General features: G+C 58.9%; 19 protein-coding genes. 14 read left to right on the top strand and 5 right to left on the bottom strand.

From position 1 onward, the window contains the following. Positions 1 to 2 precede the first annotated feature (2 nt). From ACP15F_RS07870 to rarD, 8 genes are all read left to right on the top strand, one after another. On the top strand, positions 3 to 326 hold the full coding sequence (locus tag ACP15F_RS07870; protein WP_424940262.1) for a sarcosine oxidase subunit delta: 324 nt from the start codon (positions 3 to 5) through the stop codon (positions 324 to 326). Then, the gene (locus ACP15F_RS07865; RefSeq protein WP_424940261.1) at positions 323 to 3,340 is read left to right on the top strand and encodes a sarcosine oxidase subunit alpha family protein; all 3,018 of its coding nucleotides are present in this window, start codon (positions 323 to 325) and stop codon (positions 3,338 to 3,340) included. Before ACP15F_RS07870 ends, ACP15F_RS07865 begins: the two co-directional genes overlap by 4 nt. Then, complete coding sequence (locus tag ACP15F_RS07860) at positions 3,333 to 3,887, top strand: sarcosine oxidase subunit gamma (RefSeq protein WP_424940260.1); 555 nt, start codon at positions 3,333 to 3,335, stop codon at positions 3,885 to 3,887. The genes ACP15F_RS07865 and ACP15F_RS07860 overlap by 8 nt, the downstream gene beginning before the upstream one ends. 65 nt (positions 3,888 to 3,952) lie before the next feature. Then, positions 3,953 to 4,366 carry a hypothetical protein gene (locus ACP15F_RS07855; protein ID WP_424940259.1) on the top strand — a complete coding sequence of 138 codons (414 nt, stop codon included), beginning with the start codon at positions 3,953 to 3,955 and terminating at the stop codon, positions 4,364 to 4,366. Positions 4,367 to 4,586: 220 nt separating this feature from the next. Continuing rightward, a complete protein-coding gene (locus ACP15F_RS07850; protein ID WP_424940258.1) occupies positions 4,587 to 5,012 on the top strand; it encodes a hypothetical protein in 426 nt (141 codons plus the stop codon). A 137-nt stretch (positions 5,013 to 5,149) separates the two neighbouring features. Beyond that, on the top strand, positions 5,150 to 5,473 hold the full coding sequence (locus ACP15F_RS07845; protein ID WP_424940257.1) for a hypothetical protein: 324 nt from the start codon (positions 5,150 to 5,152) through the stop codon (positions 5,471 to 5,473). 91 nt (positions 5,474 to 5,564) lie between these two features. Continuing rightward, entirely contained in the window at positions 5,565 to 6,164 is a 600-nt protein-coding gene (locus ACP15F_RS07840) for a superoxide dismutase (protein WP_424940256.1), read from the top strand. Between the two features lie 101 nt (positions 6,165 to 6,265). After that, entirely contained in the window at positions 6,266 to 7,180 is a 915-nt protein-coding gene (gene rarD / locus ACP15F_RS07835; protein ID WP_424940255.1) for an EamA family transporter RarD, read from the top strand. Here rarD and ACP15F_RS07830 read toward each other — a convergent pair. Further along, the gene (locus tag ACP15F_RS07830) at positions 7,144 to 7,701 is read right to left on the bottom strand and encodes a TIGR00730 family Rossman fold protein (protein ID WP_424940254.1); all 558 of its coding nucleotides are present in this window, start codon (positions 7,699 to 7,701) and stop codon (positions 7,144 to 7,146) included. The genes rarD and ACP15F_RS07830 overlap by 37 nt on opposite strands. 107 nt (positions 7,702 to 7,808) lie before the next feature. Between ACP15F_RS07830 and ACP15F_RS07825 the strand changes: the two genes are divergently transcribed. Further along, a complete protein-coding gene (locus ACP15F_RS07825; RefSeq protein ID WP_424940253.1) occupies positions 7,809 to 8,939 on the top strand; it encodes a LysM peptidoglycan-binding domain-containing protein in 1,131 nt (376 codons plus the stop codon). 70 nt (positions 8,940 to 9,009) lie between these two features. Here the strand turns inward: ACP15F_RS07825 and ACP15F_RS07820 are convergent, their stop codons facing one another. Beyond that, positions 9,010 to 9,339 carry an ArsR/SmtB family transcription factor gene (locus ACP15F_RS07820; protein ID WP_424940252.1) on the bottom strand — a complete coding sequence of 110 codons (330 nt, stop codon included), beginning with the start codon at positions 9,337 to 9,339 and terminating at the stop codon, positions 9,010 to 9,012. Positions 9,340 to 9,424: 85 nt separating this feature from the next. Here ACP15F_RS07820 and ACP15F_RS07815 point away from each other — a divergent pair, with 85 nt between their 5' ends. Further along, entirely contained in the window at positions 9,425 to 11,251 is a 1,827-nt protein-coding gene (locus ACP15F_RS07815; protein ID WP_424940251.1) for an ABCB family ABC transporter ATP-binding protein/permease, read from the top strand. Between the two features lie 52 nt (positions 11,252 to 11,303). On the opposite strand, the gene ACP15F_RS07810 is transcribed toward ACP15F_RS07815, so the two are convergent. Both ACP15F_RS07810 and ACP15F_RS07805 read right to left on the bottom strand, forming a co-directional pair. Then, complete coding sequence (locus ACP15F_RS07810; RefSeq protein ID WP_424940250.1) at positions 11,304 to 15,071, bottom strand: efflux RND transporter permease subunit; 3,768 nt, start codon at positions 15,069 to 15,071, stop codon at positions 11,304 to 11,306. Beyond that, positions 15,068 to 16,300, bottom strand: coding sequence for an efflux RND transporter periplasmic adaptor subunit (locus ACP15F_RS07805; RefSeq protein WP_424940249.1), 1,233 nt, complete (start codon positions 16,298 to 16,300; stop codon positions 15,068 to 15,070). The genes ACP15F_RS07810 and ACP15F_RS07805 overlap by 4 nt, the downstream gene beginning before the upstream one ends. A 202-nt stretch (positions 16,301 to 16,502) precedes the next feature. Here ACP15F_RS07805 and ACP15F_RS07800 point away from each other — a divergent pair, with 202 nt between their 5' ends. The 4 genes from ACP15F_RS07800 (at position 16,503) to ACP15F_RS07785 (ending at position 22,175) form a co-directional block, all read left to right on the top strand. After that, entirely contained in the window at positions 16,503 to 17,141 is a 639-nt protein-coding gene (locus ACP15F_RS07800; protein WP_424940248.1) for a hypothetical protein, read from the top strand. A gap of 61 nt (positions 17,142 to 17,202) precedes the next feature. After that, positions 17,203 to 18,552, top strand: a complete 1,350-nt coding sequence (locus tag ACP15F_RS07795) for a PQQ-binding-like beta-propeller repeat protein (protein ID WP_424940247.1) — start codon at positions 17,203 to 17,205, stop codon at positions 18,550 to 18,552. A 47-nt stretch (positions 18,553 to 18,599) separates the two neighbouring features. Further along, entirely contained in the window at positions 18,600 to 20,060 is a 1,461-nt protein-coding gene (gene der / locus ACP15F_RS07790) for a ribosome biogenesis GTPase Der (protein WP_424940246.1), read from the top strand. A 156-nt stretch (positions 20,061 to 20,216) separates the two neighbouring features. Beyond that, the gene (locus tag ACP15F_RS07785) at positions 20,217 to 22,175 is read left to right on the top strand and encodes a bifunctional 2',3'-cyclic-nucleotide 2'-phosphodiesterase/3'-nucleotidase (RefSeq protein ID WP_424940245.1); all 1,959 of its coding nucleotides are present in this window, start codon (positions 20,217 to 20,219) and stop codon (positions 22,173 to 22,175) included. 104 nt (positions 22,176 to 22,279) lie between these two features. On the opposite strand, the gene ACP15F_RS07780 is transcribed toward ACP15F_RS07785, so the two are convergent. After that, a complete protein-coding gene (locus tag ACP15F_RS07780) occupies positions 22,280 to 23,461 on the bottom strand; it encodes a peptidoglycan DD-metalloendopeptidase family protein (protein ID WP_424940244.1) in 1,182 nt (393 codons plus the stop codon). Between the last annotated feature and the right edge of the window lie 105 nt (positions 23,462 to 23,566).

Below are 23,566 nucleotides of genomic sequence, written 5' to 3'. Positions count from 1 at the left end.
CCATGCTGATCCTTGAATGCCCATACTGCGGCGTGATGGCCGATGAAACGGACCTGCATGGCGGTGGCGAAGCGCATCTGAAGCGTTTTGGCCCCGGCTCGTCTGACGATGATTTCGAGACCTATCTGTTCCACCGCGCGAACCCCAAAGGCGTTCACTTTGAGCGCTGGCGGCATGTCTCGGGTTGCGGCAAGTGGTTCCACGCGGCGCGTAACACCATGACGCTTGAGGTTTACGGCACCTATTCCGCCCAGACCTATGAGCCGCCGAAAGAGCTGGTCGCCAAGATCAAGAAGAAACATCCTGAGTGGGGGGGCTGGAAATGAGCACCCGTCTGGCAAATGGCGGTCGTCTGATCGACCGTTCGAAACCAAAAAACTTCACCTTCAACGGCAAGCGCATGAAGGGCTATGAAGGCGACACGCTGGCCGCGGCACTTCTGGGCGAAGACCAGATGCTGATGGGCCGGTCGTTCAAATACCACCGTCCGCGTGGTGTTGTGGCCTCTGGCGCAGAAGAGCCGAATGCCTTGGTCAATCTGGGGCAGGGTGGGCGCTTTGAACCCAACCAGCGCGTCACCACGACCGAGCTGTTTGACGGTCTCTATGCGACATCGCAAAACCACTGGCCGAGCCTTGAGTTCGACGTGGGCGTGGTGAACAACTACGCCGCGCGCTTCCTACCGGCGGGGTTCTACTACAAGACCTTCATGGCCCCTGCGGCCGCGTGGAAGCACGTGTTTGAACCGATCATCCGTAAATCCGCCGGTTTGGGCCAAGTCCCGACCGAGGCCGATATCGATCGCTACGAGCACTATTACCACCACACAGATGTCGTCATCATTGGTGGCGGCGTGGCGGGGCTGGCTTCTGCTCTGGCCGCAGGTCGGTCGGGCGCGAAAGTGCTGGTAATGGAGCAAACCCATCACTGGGGTGGTCGTGCAGCCGTTGATGGCGGCGAGATCGACGGCATGTCGGTTGACGCGTGGATCGACACCACCGTGGCCGAGCTTGAAGGCATGGAGAACGTCACCCTGCGCACCCGCATGATGGCCTCGGGCGTCTATGACCACGGCTATGTGCTGGGCTATGAACGCGTGGCCGATCACACGCCGGGCGACGGACGTCCGCGTCACCGTTTGTGGCGCATCCGTACCCAGCAGATCGTGACCGCAACCGGCGCGATCGAACGTCCTTTGTCCTTCGCGGGCAACGACATTCCCGGCGTCATGCTGGCCTCGGCTGTGCGTGACTATGCGGTGAACTGGGGCGTGTCCATCGGCGACCGCACCGTGGTTGTGACCAACAATGACGATGGGTACCGCACGGCGCTGACGCTGAAAGAGGCCGGGCTGGACGTGCCCGTGGTTCTGGATGCGCGCAGCGAAGCAACTGGTCCGTTGGCAGAAGCCGCCCGGGCCGCAGGTATCCGGGTTGAACCGGGTCGCGCTATCGCCAAAGTGCACGGCGGCAAGCGCGTCACCGGCGTGTCGATCTGTCTTCAGGCGGGCGAGGGCTCGGCTTTGGAAGAGATCAAATGCGACGCGGTTGCCATGTCCGGCGGCTGGTCCCCGGTCGTGCACATGTGGTCACATTGCGGCGGCAAGCTGATCTGGGACGAGGCGTACGCCCACTTCCGCCCAGATCCGAACCGCGCACCGACCAGCCATGACGGCGAGGCCTTCGTTGTAACCGCAGGCACCGCCTCGGGCGCGATGTCACTGGCGGAAACGCTGTCGGATGCCTATGACGCAGGTAAAGCTGCGGCCAAAGCGGCTGGCGGCAAAGCCGTGCGCAAAGCTGGTCCGAAAGCAGACGCTGAAGATGCTCAGCCGATGGCGCCGGTCTGGATCATGCCGCAGGGCGCGGGTCCTGAGAAGCGCATGAAAATGTGGCTGGATTACCAGAACGACGTGAAAGTGTCCGACGTTCAGCTGGCTGCGCGTGAAGGCTATGAAAGTGTTGAGCACACCAAACGGTACACCACGCTTGGTATGGCGACCGACCAAGGGAAGCTCTCCAATATCAATGGCTTGGCTGTTCTTTCTGATGCGTTGGATCAGGAAATTCCAACCACCGGAACCACCACCTTTCGCCCGCCTTATACGCCAATCAGCTTTGGCGCGATTGCAGGTGAAGCGCGCCATGAAATCTTCCAGCCGATCCGTCGCACGCCGATGCATCAGTGGCACGAAGACGCGGGCGCCTACATGGAACCCGTCGGCCACTGGCGTCGCCCCTATTGCTATGCCAAACCGGGTGAAACCAATGAACAAGCGGTCCACCGCGAGGTGCTGAACACCCGCGAAAACCTCGGCCTGCTGGACGCCTCGACGCTGGGCAAGCTGATCGTGAAAGGCCCCGATGCGGGCAAGTTCATGGACATGATGTACACCAACATGATGTCGAACCTTGCGATTGGGAAATGCCGCTATGGTCTGATGTGCTCGGAAAACGGGTTCCTGTCGGACGATGGCGTTGTGGCCCGTATCGACGAGGACACGTGGCTCTGCCACACCACCTCGGGCGGCGCGGACCGCATCCATGCGTGGATGGAGGAATGGCTGCAAACCGAATGGTGGGACTGGAAAGTCTATGTCGCCAACATCACTGAGCAGCTGGCGCAAGTTGCCGTAGTTGGCCCCAACGCCCGCAAGGTGTTGGAGAAGCTCGGCGGTATGGACGTTTCGAAAGAAACACTGCCCTTCATGCAGTGGACAGACGGCACCATTGGCGGGTTTGACGCGCGGGTCTATCGCATCTCGTTCTCGGGCGAGCTGTCCTACGAAATCGCTGTACCTGCCAGCCAGGGTCGCGCCTTCTGGGATGCGCTTCTGGAAGCGGGTGAAGAGTTCGGCGTGATGCCGTATGGCACCGAGTGTCTGCACATCATGCGCGCCGAGAAGGGCTTTATCATGATCGGGGATGAGACCGACGGCACCGTGATCCCGCAGGATCTTGGGCTGAACTGGGCGATCTCCAAGAAGAAGGAAGACTTCCTTGGTAAGCGTGCGCAGCAGCGGTCGCACATGACCGATCCTGAGCGCTGGAAACTGGTGGGTCTGGAAACGCTGGACGGGTCTGTCCTGCCGGATGGTGCCTATGCAGTGGGTGAGGGCAACAATGTCCACGGCCAACGCAACATGATCGGACGCGTGACCTCGACCTATTATTCGCCGACGCTGAAGAAGGGCATCGCGATGGGTCTGGTTTTGCACGGTCCCGACCGTATGGGCGAAGTGATCAGCTTCCCCACAGTCGATGGTTCGAACACGGTGATCAAGGCGCGGATTTGCGATCCGGTCTTCTATGACAAGGAAGGGGAGAAGCAGAATGTCTAACGCTGTATCCGCACTCCAAGGCGCGTCGTTTGACGGCTATTGTAAAGTCGAAGAGGCTGGCCTGACCGGCATGATCACCCTGCGCGGGGACCTTGCGTCCAAGGGCGTCGCCAAGGCGGTGAAAGCCGTCACAGGGGCCGCCATGCCAGGGCAGGGCGAGGTCGCGGAAGGGGCCAAAGGCCGTGTGGGCTGGATGTCACCGGACGAGCTGTTGCTGATCGTCGATCATGCCGAAGCACCTGCGATTGTCGAGGCTGCAACCAAGTCGCTCGGCGACGAGCATTCGCTGGTCGTCAACGTCTCGGACGCCCGTGCCGTGTACCGCGTGAAAGGCGCTGCCTGCCGCGAAGTGATCGCTAAGCTGGCTCCGGCCGATACCTCGGTCATACAGCCGGGTATGCTACGCCGTACCCGCATCGCACAGATCCCTGCCGCTTTCTATTTGGAAGATGACGAAACGGCCGTTCTGGTTTGCTTCCGCTCGGTCGCACAATACGCGTTTGATCTTCTGAAAGACGCTGCCCAACCCGGGGGAGAGGTCTGGTAATCCTGACCTCCTCTTTAGGATATAAATACTTGCTACCTTAGCGAGATTTGGCCTATCGTTGCGCCATGCGTAACAGTGTAGCGATTGCTTTTCTCGCCCTATTGCCAGCAATGGCACAGGGCGAGATTTTTCGTTGTGACATACGCCCGGACGGAACAGGGGAATGGATCCCCGAACGCCTGATATTTGAACACGTTCAAGGACAGTTGGACGCCGAAGTCTGGGACCCACTGATTAAGTACTTTATCGGAGACCCCATTCCCGCGCGCGTGGTCGTGGAAAATGACAAACGCCTGACGATTTCTTGGGAAATCAAAGACCTGACCAATCGGGCCGGCCCCGGTCGGCAATTCACATCAGCTTTGGCCTTCCGAGCGACGCTGCTGAAGCCTTCATTGCGGCTGATCGTCAAGTCCAAACCACGGGGGTATTCAAATGACTTTAGGGGGGAGGGGCAGTGTCGACTGTTGGGGCGCTGACAATTCCCGTGTGCTCGGATAATTCAGATGCATTCAGACAGATTGTCTGAAGCTTTTAACAGAATCTTGTTTTGGTTGAAATTAAAGATGAATCAATTTACGCCTGCGCGAAGTTGAATTGTTGAGCGGAATTAGAAGAAAATTTGTCTAACTCTGGTTCGGACAAACGAGATGAACTGTTTTGTTTGAGTAGCTTAACGTAGTATTGAGGATACAAGATATGAAATTCTTCCCCACCTTCGGATTGGTCGCAGCAGTGGCCGTATCAGCGGCGCCGGCATTTGCAAAAAACTATGAATGTAAGCTTAAGATGGGTAGATCTGGGGGGAACTGGATGGGCCCAACAGTCTACGTAAACTACGACGAGGCAAATGGGACCGCGATGATTATTGACGGAATTATCAACAAGTATGTTGGTAAACCGGTTCCAACCTCGAGCATCACAGACAATGCAAAGCGCACAAGCTTCCGGTACCGTCTGGATACGATTGGTGGGACGTCTACGGGCCGATCAGGTGTGGCCTACGCTAACCACGTCTACAGTCTTACGATCAAAAAACCATCGCTGTCAGCGGTGATCACTATGAAGCCACTCGGCTATCAAAATACCTTCCGTGATACGGGGACCTGCAAAGTCACCAAGTGACTTAAGGTCTTTGACCTCCTAGTACGCAGATAATTGTCAAGAACTAAGCTATGATTCGAACAGTATGTGGTAGCGTTTTTACTATTGCTGCAATCGGAGTATCTACAGCCGCCTACGCAGTAGATTACAAATGCACGATGCAAGAGAAACAGGGGATAGCCCCTGTGATCTTCACCATCGAAGAAGAAGGTGAAACTTACGCCTATGACGGTCTGATCGACGAAGTATACGGGCAGCCGATCGTCGCAAAGGTCGCTGTCAACAACGACAAAAGGATCACCTACTCATGGAAAGTCCAAGGCGACTTTGGGACGAACGCTGATCGCGGCAACTCAATCAACATGAACATCAGCTATCGATTGACCCGCCAGAAGGCGAACGGCGCAGCGACGATCCGAGCGATGATCGTTGGGTACGACAACACATTTCGTTCGAAAGGCACTTGTGAGGTCGCAAAGTAAACACATAAGGGGGGCGGTCCCTCTTGACCTTCCCCCTTCCGCTGCCCCATCTAGTAGGCAACAGAAACACGCACTGAACAGGGGGCCCAAAATGGCTTTTGAACTTCCCGATCTTCCATACGCACACGACGCACTGGCCGAGTTCGGCATGTCGGCTGAAACCATGGAGTTTCACCACGACCTGCACCACAAGGCTTATGTCGACAACGGCAACAAGCTGATCGCTGGCACCGAGTGGGAGGGCAAGACCCTCGAAGAGATCATCACTGGCACCTATGACGACAAAGCTGTTGCTCAGAACGGTATCTTCAACAACATCTCGCAGCTGTGGAACCACAACCAGTTCTGGGAAATGATGGGCCCGGGCAAGGTTGCCATGCCGGGTGAGCTGGAAAAAGCGATCACTGAAAGCTTCGGCTCGGTTGACGAATTCAAGTCGCAGTTCTCGGCTGCTGGCGCGGGTCAGTTCGGTTCGGGCTGGGCTTGGCTGGTCAAGAACGCTGACGGCTCGTTGGCTGTGACCAAAACCGAAAATGGCGTGAACCCGCTGTGCTTTGGCCAGACCGCGCTTCTGGGCTGCGACGTGTGGGAGCACTCGTACTATATCGACTTCCGCAACAAGCGTCCGGCCTATCTGTCGAACTTCCTCGACAATCTGGTCAACTGGGAAAACGTGGCCTCGCGCCTGTAACCCATCCGGGCGTGATGCCCGAGATCACAAGATTAGATGCGGCTGCCCCTTGGGTGGCCGCTTTTTTTGTGCCAAGTCTGCGGGTGAAGCAGGAGGGGCGCATGAGCGACAAAACCAAAGGCGTCATCGCCATTATCGTGGCCTGTACAGTCTGGGGCTTGTCACCGCTCTATTACTACATGCTTGCCCATGTGCCTCCATTGGAGCTTCTGAGCCATCGTACCCTTTGGTCGCTGGTTCTGTTGGGCCTCTATCTAACGCTTCAGGGTCGGCTGTGGGAGATTCCCGGACTGATGACCGGGCGCACAGCACTTTTGGTGCTGCTGGCGGCCGTAATGATCTCGGTCAACTGGGGTGGGTTCATCCTGTCGGTGCAGGTCGGCATGGTGGTCGAGGCCAGCCTTGGTTACTTCATCTTCCCGCTCATCATGGCAACGCTGGGTATGCTGTTCTTTGCCGAAGGCCTGTCCGCCAGCAAGCTGGCCGCAGTGCTTTTGGCCACCGGAGCGGTTTTGACCCTGACCATCGGGCTAGGGGTGGCGCCTTGGCTGGCGCTGCTGCTTGGCGGTACGTTCGCAGGTTACAGCGTGATCAAGAAACTGATTTCAGCAGGTCCTGTGGTTACTGTTACGGCCGAGGTGCTGTTCCTTGCGCCACTTGCGTTGATCTGGCTCTGGGGGACACACACACAGGGCTGGGCGGGGATCTTGGGGCGCAATGGAGCAGTGTTCGGCACCGACCTCGTTGCCAGCGCGATGCTGATTGGGTCGGGCCTGCTGACTGGCGGTCCGCTGATGCTGTTCAGCTATGCGTCACGACGCTTGAAGCTGTCGACCGTGGGCGTGGTGCAATATTTGAATCCCAGTCTACAGTTCCTCTGCGCCGTGGCCATTCTGGGCGAGCCGATCACGATCTGGCACATGATCGCGTTCCCGATGATCTGGGCCGCTTTGGCGATCTACTCGGCGGGCGCTTATCGTCAGGACAGAGCGTCGCGCAGGGCCGCCACCGCTTGATCCACATCATCCACCACGGTGACGAAGCCTTTCAGGCTGTCTTCGGCAAAGCCTTGGGTGATCACGTGATCCAGCAGCCCAATCAACGGATCCCAGAACCCGTTCACGTTCAAAAGCAAGATAGGCTTTTTGTGAAGGCCAAGCTGGCGCCAAGTCAGGATCTCGAAAAACTCGTCCAGTGATCCTGCACCACCGGGCAGCACAACCACAGCGTCCGAATTCATGAACATGACCTTTTTGCGCTCGTGCATGTTCTCGGTCACGATGAAGCTGGTTAGATCTCGCTTACCGACTTCCCAGTTTAACAGGTGCTCGGGGATCACGCCGAACGTGTCAGCACCAGCCGTTTGCGCGGCTTTCGCAACTTCGCCCATCAACCCGACATCCCCGGCGCCGTAAACCAGACGCCAATTGTTGTTTGCCAAGGCTGCACCCAGCGTCTCGGCGCTTCCACGATAGGCGGGGTCACCTCCCATACGAGAGCCGCAGTAAACGCAAATCGAAGCTGTATGTTGTGTCATGAGGCCCTCCGGGCAGAATATATCGGAATGATCTTTTGACCGGTGTTAGCCGTATTGCTAGGGTCGGGCAAGATGACGCGGCAGTAAGATCGCAACAGGGGATGTAGATGGCGGAAAAGTCAGGCAGCGCCGCGGGCGCTGGTAAGATCTGGATTGGAATTGGGGCCGCTGTGGTCGTGGCGGTGTTGGGATACTACACCCTTGGGCAACGCGGTTCGGCGCCTGTTTCGGACCCGGATGTGAAGACCGCCGCCGTCCCGCAAATAGATCAGCCTGTCGAAACCGCAGACCCCGACATTGCTCAGGACACGACAGACACGCAGTCACCTGCTAAGGAAACAGCGCCCGCTTTTGACGTCGTGCGCGTCGATCCGGATGGTCGCGCGGTGATCGCGGGACATGCCGCCCCAAGAGCCACCGTTCAACTGTCCTTGAATGGCGCGCCGATCGAAACGCTAACGGCTGATGATGCGGGAAATTTTGTGGCCCTGTTGGACGTGCCCATCACTGCGGCCGGTCAACTCAGCTTGCAAGCCCTGAACGAGGCGGGCGAAGTTGTCGAGGGCGCGGCCCCGCCACAAACCATTTTGATCGAACCTCGCACAACAGCACTTGAGGCGGCCCCTGACACGCCTGTCATCGCGGATTCACAAGATGAAGGTGAAGCGCCGGAACAGCCCTCGGCCCCCGAGGCCACCGAAGCACCGCGTGTCCTATTGGCGGATGACGAAGGCATCACGGTCCTTCAAGACGAAGTCGGGGATCTGACTGTTCAAAACGTCATCATCGACGCCATAACCTATGATGATCAGGGCGAGGTTGCCTTGTCAGGGCGTGCCGCCGGGGGCAGCGCATTGCGTGTCTATCTGGACAATACCCCGGTCAAAACCGCACCTATTCCCGACGACGGGCAATGGCGTCTGCCGCTTCCTGATGTCGAGGCAGGCATCTATACCCTGCGCGTGGACGAGCTTGCCGCCGATGGCACTGTTACCTCGCGCACCGAGACCCCGTTCAAACGTGAAGATGTGGCGCAAATCGCTGCTGTCACGTCTACGCCCGAGGATCCTGCGAAGGTCGAAGCTGTGACGGTTCAACCCGGGTCGACCCTTTGGGCCATTGCCCGAGATACGCTGGGGGAAGGGCCACTCTATGTACGTGTCTTCGAGGCAAACCGCGACCAGATCCGCGATCCCGACCTGATTTATCCGGGGCAAGTCTTCTCGATCCCAGAGTAACGCCGGCACCTTATTTTCTTACCCGAAATATCCTGGGGTGAGCCACGAAGGGGCGAGGGGCAAAGCCCCTCTAGGCCTTCTGCGCAGCTGTCGCGATACAGCCGGAAATATCGGCAGCCCCAGCGCAGCAATCATTCAGCAGATAGGAAATAACGCCACCAAGCGCCGCCCGATCTGCTGCATAAATCACATGGCGACTTTCCTTACGCGAGGTCAGAAGTCCTGCTTGCTCCAGTTGCGATAGGTGAAAGGACAGGCCCGAGGCTGACACCCCAAGCGTTTGCGCAATGTCACCAGCGCACAGCCCGTCATCGCCGCGTGGCACCAACAGGCGCACGATCTCAAGCCGCGTGTCATGGGCCATGGCAGACAAGGATTTCAGGACTCGACTCTGTTCCATAGTTCAAATATTGATGAAATATTGAAACGATGCAAGCCTGAACCTTGCGTCGCGCTGAACTTCTAAGCAGTCAGGACAAGACGCCATGGCGCCCAGCCGCATCACTTCGACCGAGCTTCCAGACAACAATTGGCGCACCATTCGGCGCGTCGCTCCCTATCTTTGGCCCGAGGATCACCCTTGGGTGAAACGCCGCGTCGTGCTGGCGATGCTGGCGCTTCTTTTAGCGAAATTGGTCGCGGTGGCAACGCCGTGGTTCTATGGCTGGGCCGTGAACGAACTTGCCGGCGAAAGCACGGCACCAGCCGTTATGCTCGGCGCAGGGGCAGTGGGGCTGACCTTGGCCTATGGCATGGCGCGCTTGATGAGCAACGGTTTCCAGCAGCTGCGCGACGTGATCTTTGCCCGTGTCGGTCAGCGCGCTCTGCGCCAGTTGGCGCTTGAAACCTTCACCCATATTCACCGCTTGTCCATGCGCTATCACATCACGCGCAAGACCGGTGGCCTAAGCCGTATCATCGAACGTGGCGTGAAGGGGGTCGAGTTCCTTCTGCGCTTCATGCTGTTCTCGATGGGACCACTGATCCTTGAACTTGGCTTGATCGCGCTGATCCTGTTTGTGACGTTCGACGTCTGGTATCTGGCGGTCGTAGTGGTCACGATCTGGGCCTACGTTTGGTTCACTTTCAAAGTGACCGAGTGGCGCGTACGCATCCGCAAGGAAATGAACGATCAGGACACAGATGCCAACCAAAAGGCCATTGATTCACTTCTGAACTTCGAAACCGTCAAGTATTTCGGAGCCGAGAAGCGCGAGGCCGCGCGCTATGACAGTGCGATGGCGGGCTATGAACAGGCCGCATTGAAAACCTCGTATTCGCTGGCCTTCCTGAACTTCGGGCAAGCCCTGTTGATCACGGGCGGTTTGGTCGCTGTGATGGTTCTGGCGGCTGTTGGCGTTCAAAACGGGCAGCTGACCGTAGGCGATTTCGTCATGGTCAATGCGTATATGATCCAGATCACCATGCCGCTGAACTTCCTTGGCACGGTCTATCGCGAGATCCGGCAATCGCTGGTGGATATGAGCGAAATGTTCGATCTTTTAGAGCAGCCTGCGGACGTAAGTGACAAACCAGATGCCGCTGAGATTGCCGTGACAGGTGGGGCGCTTTCTTTCCGTGATGTCCATTTCGGCTATGAAGCTGCACGCCCGATCTTGAAAGGTGTTTCTCTGGATGTGGGCGCAGGGAAAACCGTGGCGATCGTAGGCCCGTCCGGGTCGGGGAAATCCACCATTGGGCGGCTATTGTTCCGGTTTTACGACGTGAATGATGGCAGCCTGTCCATCGACGGGCAGGACGTGCGCGACGTCACTCAGGACAGCCTGCATGCCCAGATCGGCGTAGTGCCGCAGGATACAGTCCTGTTCAACGACACGGTGCTCTACAATATCGCCTATGGCCGCCCCGAGGCCTCCCGGTCCGAGATCGAAGCCGCCGCTAAGGCCGCCAAGATCCACGACTTCATCATGGAGCTGCCCGACGGCTATCAAACGCAGGTGGGCGAGCGCGGGTTGAAACTGTCCGGCGGTGAAAAGCAGCGCGTGGGCATTGCGCGGACGCTTCTGAAGAACCCTCCGATCCTTTTGCTGGACGAGGCGACCTCGGCCTTGGACACCCAGACCGAACGCGACATTCAGGACAGTCTGCGCGAGATGGGGCAGGGGCGCACGGTGATCACCATCGCACACCGCCTATCCACCATCGTGGATGCAGATGAAATCGTTGTGCTGGAAGCAGGCGTGATCGTCGAGCAAGGTACGCATGATGCGCTTTTGGAGCAGGGCGGACGGTATGCTGCGATGTGGGCGCGTCAAGCCAGTGAAGAAGAGCCCGAGGCATTGGCGGGCTGATCCATCCCACTCCTGAAACGAAGAAAGGCGCAGAGAACTCTGCGCCTTTCCTTTATTCTGCAGCTTCCTTACCGCTGCCGGGCTTTGCCGGTTTGGGGTCGGGGTCAGGCTGCAACGCCTCGGGGGTTGCCGGGGCCGACGTCTCGACCGCTGTTGAGGCAGCTTCTGCCGCGGACAAAACAGGCTCATCGTCCACCCACTGCAACTCGTGCAGCTCTTGCTTCTTGGCGGCTTTTTCCAGCATGCGGTCGCGGGCCGTCTGGCCCGAGCTGCGGGCAAGGCTTTCCAAGAGTGTGATCGACCGATACGCGCCCGCCGAGATCCAAACCCGCAAGGCCAGCATCGAGGGCGTGAAGACCAGCGTAAGAACTGTCGCAATGCCAAGACCAAAGACCACAGCGGTTGCCAACTGCTTCCACCACAGCGCGGTCGGGCTATCGATCGAGTACCCGCCGCCGAAGAAGTCCAGCGACAGGCCGAACATCATCGGGGCCAGACCGGCCATCGTGGTGATTGTGGTCAGCAGAACGGGGCGGATACGCGCCTCGGCGGTGCGGGTGATGGCCTCGATCTTGGGCATGTGACCCGCATAGTCCTGATATGTGTCAATCAAGACGATGTTGTTGTTCACCACGATCCCCGCCAGCGCGACAATCCCGGTGCCGGTCATGATGATCGAGAATGGTTGTTGCATCACCATCATCCCGATCAGCACACCCGTGGTCGACAGGACCACCGCCAGAAGCACCAGAACCGAGTTGTAGACGCTGTTGAACTGCGCCAGCAGGATGATGAACATCAGCCCCAGCGCGCCGATGAAGGCCTGACCCAAGAAAGCTTGGCTTTCGGCCTCATCCTCTTGATCGCCGGTCCATTCATAGGTGACACCGTCGGGCAGGCCCGTGGCTTCGATCCATTCGGTCAATGTGGCAATCTGCACGGCAGGCGTCACCGGGGTACGGGTCAGATCAGGCGTGTCCTCCATGATCTTCGCGGCCTCGTCCAGCGTGACGACCTGTTCACTGCCGTCTTCGCCTGTTAAGCGCACCAGATCGCTGACCACGGCCGCTTTCACGTCGTAGTAGCGGCTTTGATCCACCCGGTCGATCTGGGAGAAGCTGGGCACAGGTTGGCGGGTCACGAAGTTGGACAGCGGCACCAGACCGCCCGGCGTGCGCAGACGCAGAGTGTCCAGCGTGGACAAGACGCGGTCTTCTTCGGGCAGGCGGACGCGGATTTCTATTTCTTCGTCCGAGCTATCGACCCGCATGGTGTCCAACAATATCCCGTTGGTGATCAACTGCACCATACCGCCCACGGTGGCGACATTGGTGCCGAAGCGCCCGGCCTCAGCCACGTCGACCTGCAGCTGCCAGTCAATGCCGGGCAGGGGCAGGGTGTCCTCGATGGCGTTCAGACCGGGGGTGGCCTCGAACTGGGTGACGGCGGCCTCGGTCGCAGCTTGCAAGACCTCCCAATTGTCGCCTTTCAGACGCAGATGCACCGGCTTGGCGGACGCCGGGCCGCGGTTCAGGTTCAGAACCTCGATCCGAATGCCGGGGATGGTTTTCAGGTTCTCTTCAAGACGCAGCATCACGGCATCGCCGTCATATTCGGGATCAATCTCGCGCGTTGTGAAGGGGATGAACCCGAAGAGCGCTGCATCTTTCTCGATTGACGGGCGGTCGGCCCAGGCGACAAGTTCAATCTGCAACTGCCCCACCGTGTCGCGCGGGCCTGAGGCCCCGCCAGTGTTCTGGTTCAGACCGCCAGCGCCAGCAAAGGCAAAGACGCTTTCGATGCCTTTGGTGTTCAGCGCAATCTCTTCCGCTTGCCGAACCATGGCGTCCTTTTCCGTAACGCTTAGGTTGCCGCGCCCACGGACATAGACGATGGCTTGCTCGGGTTCGCTGTCCGTGAAGAACTCGACCCCAAGGCTGTTGCGCCCGAAGGTGATAAATGTGGTTACGACGAAGGTGATCACAAGAACAATCGAGACAATCGGCATGATTGGATTGCCCGCGATGAAATGAATGACATGGCCAAACTTGGTGCGTTGATAGCCGCCATGGATGTGATCATCTTCGCGGTACCACGGCATGTGCCAGTCAATCGACCCCATCGCAATGGAGGTACCAGACGCCCCGATCAGGAACATCAGTGCACCGGGCAGGATGGCCATTGCGCCCTCAATCGGGATGGTGCCGCCGAAGATATAGCCCGGGTTCAAGAGTTGCAGGCCCGACAGGAAAAGCACATAGGCAAAGATCACTGCCAGCGGCACCCGGACCCAGATCGGCGCATAGGACAGGGCTTTGGAGAGTGTGCCAAACAAGCGACTGACGCGGCCTGAAACGCCGCCGACAACCGGTAGATAAACCAGCGCCACCAAAAGCGAAGCCGACAGCACATAGATCAGTGTTTTGGGCAGCCAGCCCATGAACTGTCCGGGAATTCCCGGCCAGAACAGCATCGGCAGGAAGGCGCAGAGCGTGGTCGCGGTCGAGCTGACGATCGGCCAAAACATCCGTTTCGCGGCCATCGTATAGGCCTGCATGGGGCCGACCCCCAGCTTGATTTTCTTGTCTGCATATTCGACGACAACAATTGCTCCGTCGACCAGCATCCCTACGGCCAGGATCAGGCCGAACATCACGATATTCGAGATCGTGACCCCAAGTGCTCCAAACAGTGCAAAGGTAAGCAGGAACGAGGTTGGGATGGCAAAACCCACCAACAGGGCAGGGCGTGTGCCCAAAGCCCCAAGCACCACGATCATCACCAGCGCAATTGCCGTTACAACCGAGCCCTCAAGCTGGCGCACCATGCTGTCGACAATGATGGATTGGTCGTTGGACACGCCAACCCAGACGGCTTTCTGCAACTCCGGCGGCCAGTCTTCGCGGGTCTCATCCACGACACGGCGCACCTCGGCTGCGGTGCCGATCAGGTTGAAGCCTTTGCGCTTAACGACCTGAAGCGCGACGGTGGTGTCGCCGTTGAAACGTGCGGTGCCCTCGCGGTCTTCAAAGGTCAGTCGGATCGTCGCCAGATCGCCAAGCGTTACCACGCTGTCGTCATTCACCTTAATCGGAAGGTCATAAATATCCTGAAGCTCATCAAAGGACGACGGGATCTTGATGGCGGTCGAGCCCGTCGGCGTCTTGATGTCCCCCGCTGCGATCAATTGGTTGTTGTTTTGCACAACCGAGATCAGCTCGCCTGCGGTCACGTTATAGGCTTCCAGCTTCAGCGGGTCGATTTCGACTTCGATCATCTCATCCCGATAGCCGGCCAGTGAGGCTTCCAGCACGCTGTCCAGCGCTTCCAGCCGATCTTGCAGATCGCGCGCAATCTGAACCAGTGTGCGTTCTGGCACGTTGCCGGTCAGGTTTACGATGATGATTGGAAATTCCGAGAAGTTGATTTCGTTCACGGAATAGCTGTCGTAGCCCGACGGAAAATCACCTTCGGCACCATTCATGGCGTCGCGAACGTCTGCCATGACCTTGGTCTTGTCCCAGCCGAACTCGAACTCCAACGCCACACCAGCATAGCCTTCGGCAGCGGTGCTGGACATAGTTTTCAAACCATCAATGTCGGCCAGTTCGGTCTCCATTGGGCGGACCAGAAGCTGCTCGGCATCGGCGGCAGAAATGCCGGGGAAGGGGACGGAAACGAACAGAGCCGGAATTTCGATATCCGGCTCGCCTTCTTTGGGTAGGCTAACATAAGCAATCGTGCCTGCCAAAATCGACAGGATCACGAAAGCTATGACCATTCGGGCCCGTTCCGAGGCCCAGTCAATGATGGCGGTCATAGCCCGGTCTCCTGATAGGTGATGGCAAGGGCAGACCCGTCAGTCACATAGTGGTGGCCAATGATGATGACATCCGTTGCCTCACCCAGACCCGAGACCCAGACGCCTTTCAGGCTATCACGGACCACGGTCACGGGCATGAACCCTGCGGTGTTATCTTCAAGGGCTACACGGACACCCAGATTGCCGTCATCATTCAGCGTCAAAGCGCTTTGCGGCAACAGATGGGCGACCGTGCCCTGACCGCTGGCTACGATTTCGGCCGTCTGTCCGGCGCGTACGGGGATCTCTCCCTCGGCAGGCAACATCTCGACATCGACGCGGAACGTGCGCGTGACGGGATCTGCCGTGTCAGCAACGAAAGTCACCGAGCCCTGCAGGGTCCGGCCCGAGGCCAGACGTACATTTGCCACAAGTCCGGTCGACAGCTGATCAACCAGAAGCTCGGACACATATCCCACAACGCGGACGGGATCATACTGAACCAAGGTGGCGCAATGGGCGCCCGGCTGGAGCAGGGTTCCGATGTCGGCGGTGTCGGTTTCCAGCTCACCCGCGAAAGGTGCACGAATATCGAGGCGTTCAATCTCGCGCTCCGCAGCGGCAACCGCTGCGGTGGCCGACTGGATCACCGCATCCGAGCTGGCGGCACCCGATTGGGCCGAAATGACACCTGCACGTGCAGCTTCAACGCCTGCGCGGGCATTGGCCACGCGGGTGTCGGACGCGAACCCACCTTGCGACAATTTATCGGCGGCGGTCAGGTTGATGGTTGCCTCGTCCAAACGGGCCTGAGCCTCGATCACGCGGGCCTCAGCTTCGGGTGCGCGGGCTTTGGCTTCGGCCAGACGCGCCTTCGCTTCGGCAAGGCTGGCGTCACGAGTGCCGGGATCAAGTCGGCACATCACGTCGCCCTTGGCAACGGTCGAGCCTTTGGCCAGTTTGTCCGACACAACCTGTCCCGAGGTCTCGGCCCGAAGTTCGACCCGGCGGGTGGCTTCGGTCCGGCCCCGGATGACGATGGGGGTTTCGATCTCGCGCGCGGCGGATTTAAGAACAACAACCGACAAGCCAGTCTGCTCGGCGGCATCCGCTTCGACCTCGGTATCGACTGCCGCATCAGAGGCTGCGGTCACGCCGGCAGCTTCGTCTAGGGTGTCTCGCTGAAATACAAGCATGAACAGGCCTGCAACGACCAGTAATGCGGTCACAATTGGGAATAGGCGCATGACCCCTCCTGATGGGTAATGTTTTGCGTTTGAACATAGGTGTTCCCGTTCGCGGTAACAAGTTCGCGCTTAGGTGAAAGTGATCACGGTTCGTGATGATGTGGATCGCCATATGTGCTTTATCCGCACAGTCCTCGGATGCCTCTTGGCAATGGGGCTTCGTTGGGGCAAAAGAAAGCGACTGAATTCGGAGGCAATGCCCGTGAGCGACACAGACAGTTTCATTGATGAGGTGAGCGAAGAAGTTCGCCGGGACAAGCTTTACACCGTGATGCGGCGATATGGTTGGATCGCTGCTGTGGCCGTCGTCGCTGTGGTGGGCGGAGCGGCATACAATGAATGGCGCAAAGCAAGTGAGCAATCCGCAGCACAGGCCTTTGGGGATGCGATCCTTGCAGCCGAAGGCATTGAGGACCCGCAGGAAAGAATCGCCGCCCTTCAAGGTGTTGCAGGCGCGGGCGAGCAAAGTGCCGTTCTGAACCTTCTGGTAGCAAGTGATGCGGCTGACGTATCGACCGACGCGCTGATGAAAATTGCTTCGGACGCATCTCTTCCCGATCACTTCCGCCATCTGGCCGCGCTGCGTGTGGCGCAGATGCAGGACGAGGCCGTATCGCTGGACGAAGTGCGGTCGATGTTGGCTCCGGTTTTGGTGGCAGGTGCCCCATACCGTGTTTTGGGTGAAGAGGCCCTAGCTCTGGCTGAGCTACGGGCCGGCGATAAAGAGGCGGCAGTAAGCCGTCTTCAGGCACTTTTGGTGGATGACGAGGCATCGGGGGCCTTGCGTCGTCGCGCAACTCAGTTGATTGTGGCGCTAGGGGGCACGCCCGAGGCATCCTGACGAACAGGTTTTTGCCATAAGCCTTTGACGAAATTTATAAGTGATCCTTGGGGGGATTGTCGTGAAATTCAAACTCAGCGCCGCGCTTCTGACTTCGATGAGCATTCTGGCAGCCTGTTCCACCCCGGAATATATTCTGCCGGGCGAACGCGAAGGGCTGCGCAGCCCGAACCCGCAGACGCTTGGTGAAGACGCCGCCGCCGAGGCCATCGCTGCGCGTAGCGTAGTCGAGCAGGAGGACGGTGCCCGTCCAATCACCCTGCCGCGCGCTGTGAACCACGCCAGTTGGACCCATCTGGGCGGATCACCGACCCACCAAATTCAGCACGCGACCCTGTCGTCGCGCCCCCAGCTGATCTGGAGCGCCCCGATCGGGCAAGGCAATGACCGAAAGCACCGCATCACAGCGGAACCCGTAGTGGCGAATGGCCGTATCTATACATTGGACAGCCGTGCGCAGGTTGTGGCGACCTCGACCTCGGGCGCAAGTGTTTGGGTGCGCGACCTGACGCCTGCCTCGGATCGCTCGGATGATGCATCCGGTGGTGGTCTGGCCTTCGCCAATGGCACGCTGTTTGTGTCCTCGGGCTTTGGACTTGTGTCGGCGTTGGATGCGGCAACCGGAAAAGTGAAGTGGCAACAGCGCATGGACGCACCGGGATCGGGCGCACCTGCAGCCGTGGGCGGTCTTGTCTATGTGGTAAGCCGCGACAACACCGCATGGGCGATGGATGCCGCGACCGGCAAAGTGAAATGGCGCCTGACCGGCACGCCCAGCCAAGACGGCGTTGTGGGTGTCTCGTCGCCCGCTGTGACAGATCGTGTGGTCCTGCTGCCCTTCGCCTCGGGCGAGGTTGTGGCCGCCCTGAAAAAAGGCGGAACGCGCACATGGTCCAGCCTGATCGCTGGCGAACGCGTGGGCCGCGCCTATTCTCAAGTCAGCGACATCACCGGTGAACCCGTTGTGAAGAACGGCGTGATTTACACCGGCAACTCGGCCGGGCGTACCGTTGCAATGAACCTGTCGGGCGAACGCCTGTGGACCGCAACTGAAGGCGCCACCAGTCCCGTTTGGGTAACAGGTGGCTCGGTCTTCCTTGTGTCCGATGAGAACGAGATCGTGCGTCTGGACGCCGCCACCGGCGAACGGATCTGGGGCACGCGCCTGCCGTATTTCACCAAGCGAAAAGCCCGTAAAATCAAGCGTATCCATGCCAATCTTGGCCCGGTTTTGGCCGGTGGGAAGCTGTGGGTCGCGTCCTCGGACGGGATCATGCGCGGCTATAACCCGGTGGACGGCAGCCTAATTGCGCAGACGGCTGTGCCGGGTGGTGCGGCCACGCGACCGGTCGTCGTAAACGGGGTTGCCTATGTGGTGGCGCGCGACGGCAAACTTCTGGCTTTGCGCTGATCCAAAAACCGTGTATGCGGGGCGCTTGATGTGACCCGGAGAGCAATATGAGCTTCACCCTTGCCATTGTAGGGCGCCCAAATGTGGGCAAATCTACCCTGTTCAACCGACTGGTTGGCAAGCGTCTTGCGCTGGTTGATGACCAGCCGGGCGTGACCCGTGACCTGCGCGAAGGCGAGGCGCGACTGGGAGGCTTGCGGTTTACCGTGATCGACACAGCCGGGCTTGAAGAAGCGACGGATGAAAGCCTTCAGGGCCGGATGCGTCGCCTGACCGAGCGCGCGGTGGAAATGGCCGACGCGTGCCTGTTCCTTGTGGACGGACGTGTTGGGATCCTGCCTGCGGACGAGGTGTTTGCTGACATCCTGCGCCGCAAGAATGCTCACGTTATTTTGGGTGCCAACAAGGCTGAAGGCAAAGCTGCCGATGCCGGTGTGATCGAGGCCTATTCGTTGGGTCTTGGCGAACCGGTTCGCCTGTCGGCTGAGCATGGCGAAGGTATGGGCGAGCTGCTGTCGGCGCTGCAGCCTATCGCCAAAGAATTCGAAGCACGCGCTGCCGAAACCGAGCCCGAGATCGAAGTTGATGTGGATGCGGACGACGATGAAGATGCGCCCAAGGTGCCTACCAATGAAAAGCCGCTTCAGGTTGCCGTGATTGGCCGCCCGAATGCTGGCAAGTCGACCCTAATCAATAAGCTGATTGGCGAAGAGCGTCTTCTGACCGGGCCCGAGGCTGGGATCACCCGCGACTCGATTTCGGTGAAATTTGACTGGAACGGCACGCCCACCCGTATTTTTGACACTGCCGGAATGCGCAAACGTGCGAAAGTGCAGGAGAAGCTTGAAAAGCTGTCCGTATCTGACGGTCTACGCGCGGTGAAATTCGCCGAGGTCGTGGTCGTTCTTCTGGATGCCGCCATCCCGTTCGAGCAACAGGATCTGCGCATCGCCGATCTGGCCGAACGCGAAGGCCGCGCGGTCGTCATCGCCGTGAACAAATGGGACGTCGAGCCTGAAAAACAGGCCAAGCTGAAAGGCTTGCTTGAATCCTTCAATCGCCTTTTGCCACAGCTGCGCGGCGCGCCATTGATCACGATCTCAGCCAAGACGGGCCGGGGAATGGACCGTCTGCACGAGGCCGTGATGCGTGCCTATGACGTGTGGAACCGTCGCGTGAAAACCGCGCACTTGAACGGCTGGTTGGCCGAGATGGTCTCGGCACACCCGCCGCCCGCCCCAGGTGGTCGCCGCATCAAGCTGCGCTACATGACTCAGGCCAAGACGCGCCCGCCGGGGTTCATTGTCATGTGTTCGCACCCTGACAAACTGCCCGAAAGCTATTCGCGCTATCTGGTCAACGGATTGCGCGAAGATTTCGACATGCCGGGAACGCCCATTCGCCTGACTATGCGTGGGCAGGGGGATAAGAACCCCTATAAAAACCGCAAGAAATCAACGCCTTCTCGGTTGCGTAAGCACCTTGGGAAGGGCCGCGCAGACGACTGAGTTCCGCGCTGATTGTACTGAAAATTCGAAACTCCGCCCGCGACCAAACGGGCGGAGTTTCGCTTTTCTTGGGAAAATGACTCTCGGTTCGCGTCATTTCTCTGTCATGCTGACCTCATAGCATTCAAAAAATCATACAACAGGACCGAGGTTCCCATGCCCTTTTCTCTGACACGCCGCGGTTTTCTGGCCGGTTCGGCCGGCTTTCTCGCGCTTCACCCATACTCTGTACAAGCATCCTCCAATCAGGCGCATCTGCGCATCATGGAGACGACCGACCTGCATGTGCATGTCTTCCCTTATGACTACTACTCGGATCGTGAAACCGATCGCGTTGGTCTGGCGCGCACAGCTGCCCTGATCAACGATGTCCGGGCCGAGGCGACCAATTCGCTGCTTCTGGACAATGGCGACTTTTTGCAAGGCAATCCGATGGGCGATTATATCGCCTATGAGCGTGGCATGAAGGAAGGCGACACGCATCCGGTCATCAATGCTATGAACACGTTGGGCTATGACGCGTCGACTCTGGGCAATCACGAGTTCAACTATGGCCTAGATTTCCTGATGAAATCCCTGGCCGGGTCGAACTTTCCTGTGGTCTGCGCCAACGTCGCCAAAACGTTGGGCGCGTCCCCGCGTGACGATGATACCCTTCTGCCGCCCTATGTGATTGTCGACCGCACCATCACCAACGGCGCGGGCACGACACAACCTATCAAGATCGGTTTCATCGGATTTGTGCCGCCACAAGTCATGAACTGGGACCGCCGCCATCTGGAAGGCAATGTGCAGGCGCGCGATATCATCGAGGCTGCGAAGGCTTATATCCCGCAAATGCGCGAAGAGGGCGCGGATCTGATCATCGCGCTGTCTCATTCTGGCATCGGGTCGGCGGATCACACAGAGGGGATGGAAAACGCCTCGATCCCGCTGGCGGCCATCGACGGCATTGACGCGATCCTGACCGGGCATTCGCATCTTGTCTTCCCGTCTTCGACCTATGCCGATTTCCCCGGCGTGGATGTTGAACGCGGCACGATCATGAGCACCCCCGCCGTGATGGGCGGGTTCTGGGGCTCGCACATGGGGTTGATTGATCTGCTGATTGAACACGACGGCGGCGCATGGCGCGTAGTGTCCCACACCTCCGAGGCGCGCCCGATCTATAAGCGCAATGAAGACCGCTCGATCACCGCGCTGGTCGAAAGCGTCCCGGCTATCCTGGCCTCGACCCAGACCGAACATGACGAGACGCTGGCCTATGTGCGCCGCGCGGTGGGGAAGACGGACGCCCCGCTGCATAGCTATTTCGCGCTGGTGGCGGATGATCCGTCTGTTCAGATCGTATCGAATGCCCAGACGTGGTACATCCAGCAAATGATGCAGGGGACCGAGCACGAAGGCTTGCCGATCCTATCCGCTGCTGCGCCATTCAAGGCCGGTGGGCGAGGGGGACCTGATTACTATACCGACGTGGCTGTGGGGGATGTGGCGATCAAGAACGTGGCTGATCTGTACCTTTATCCCAACACCGTCCGGGCGGTACGGATTAACGGAGCCACCGTGCGCGAATGGCTGGAACGTTCGGCGGGCATGTTCAACCAGATCGACGCGGGCAGCGCCGATGCGGTGCTTCTGAACCCCGACTTCCCGTCCTACAATTTCGATGTGATCGACGGTGTGACGTATGAAATCGATCTAAGCCAACCATCCCGCTACAATAAGAAAGGCGAGGTTGTGGCCCCGGATGCTCATCGCATCGTAAACCTCAGTTTCAATGGGCAACCAATTGACGACGCACAAGAATTCATCATTGCGACAAACAACTACCGTGCTGGCGGCGGCGGCAGTTTCCCCGGTGCGGATGGATCCACCACCGTGTTTGAAGGCCCGGACACCAATCGTGATGTGATCGTGCGTTATATCGTTGAACAGGGCACCGTCAGCCCGAAGGCCGATGCCAACTGGCGCTTTGCCCCACTCGAAGGTACGACGGTTCTGTTTGAAACCGGACCCGCTGCCGCGCCCCACGCAGGAAATGTCGAAGGCGTCACGATCGAAGAAGCGGGCACCAGTGACACAGGATTTGCGCTCTTCCGCATCTCGCTCTGAGCAATCAAGTGAAATGGGCCGCCCAAACAGGCGGCCCTTGTTTTCTTACCAGAAATATCTCGGGGTGAGCCCCAATGGGGCGAGGGGCAGAGCCCCTAAACCCCTTAGTTCAGATAAGGCATCGGGTCGACGGGTTCCGTGCCTTTGAACACAAGGAACTGGATCGCGTTATAGCGGTTCTTGGTGGCCACGGCGATCTGCTGGCCGCGCTTAACCTTCTGTCCCTTCTTCACGGTGATCCCTGAAATGAAGCTATAGGCCGTCTGCGTGCCGTTACCGTGGTCGATCACCACGATCTCTTCCCCTTCGACGTCTTTCGATACAAGCCGCACCGTGCCGCTGGCAGCAGCTTTCACTGCGTCGCCGGGTTTTGCTGAAATCAGGATGTATCCTGCTTTCTCAGCATCGAACACACTTGTCACCTTGCCCGCAACTGGCAGAGACATCCGGGCCGCGCTGGCTTGTGTGCGGGTGTCGGACAGTTTTGGGGCAGTGGGTGCCTTCGGAGCTGCTTGCTTCTCTTCGTCCTTGGGCAGCGCGGCTGCCGCAGAGGGAGGTGTCGGTGTAGATGATCCCTGACCGGGTTGCGAAATTCGCGTTTCTTTCACAGGGGCTGCGACTTTCACGGGGATCAGCAGGTGCTGGCCTTCCCGTACAGTCAGGCTTGCACCCAGCCCGTTCCAGTCGGCTAGAGACCGTACTGACACGCCATAGCTACGTGCGATAGAGTAAGCGGTCTCGCCGCGTTTGACACGGTGACGCACAGGTTGTTGGCCCGAGGCCTTGGGCGCCGTAGCATTGGGCGTGGTATTGCCCGCGCGGTCAATGGCGTCGCCTGCCAGTGTGGTAATGTCGATCTCACCCTCGGGTTTGATTACACCGCCAGCGGGTTCCGACACGCGGCGAGGCAGAGCCAGAAGCTCGCCATCCCGCAGGGGCGCATCCAGCGCAAGTCCGTTATAACGGCCCAGCTCGGTTGGCTTCATTCCGATCCGACCTGCTACATCGGCGACAGTATCACCGCGCTTGGCCAGAGCCACTTGATAGCTGGGATAGGAAATCACACCACGCGCATCAGGCTTTGGACGCTGAGCGGTGCCGACAGATTGCGCGGCCTGGGCGGTGGATAGTTCGCCCCCAGCCAGTCCGCGGAAATCCAGGTCAAAATCATCGCCGCAGGCAGAAAGCGCCAGAAGCGATCCGAATAAAAGTGTCGCACGTGTTTTCACCCCGCTGCGCAGTTCTGCACGGGGGGACAGGCACGCAATTGTGCTGTGGAGTGGCATTGCTCGTCTCTTCCTCAATCCATGGGCCTGTTTATCAGGCTCTGCATGTGACCCTTTTTGCGGGCCTTATTGTGATGTGGTTGGAATAGCCCAACCGGAACCCGC

It is taken from the genome of Aliiroseovarius sp. S253 (assembly GCF_049800855.1).
Taxonomy (GTDB): domain Bacteria; phylum Pseudomonadota; class Alphaproteobacteria; order Rhodobacterales; family Rhodobacteraceae; genus Aliiroseovarius.
The sequence above is the reverse complement of the archived record's forward strand: the minus strand, read 5'-3'. Positions and strand labels throughout refer to the sequence as shown.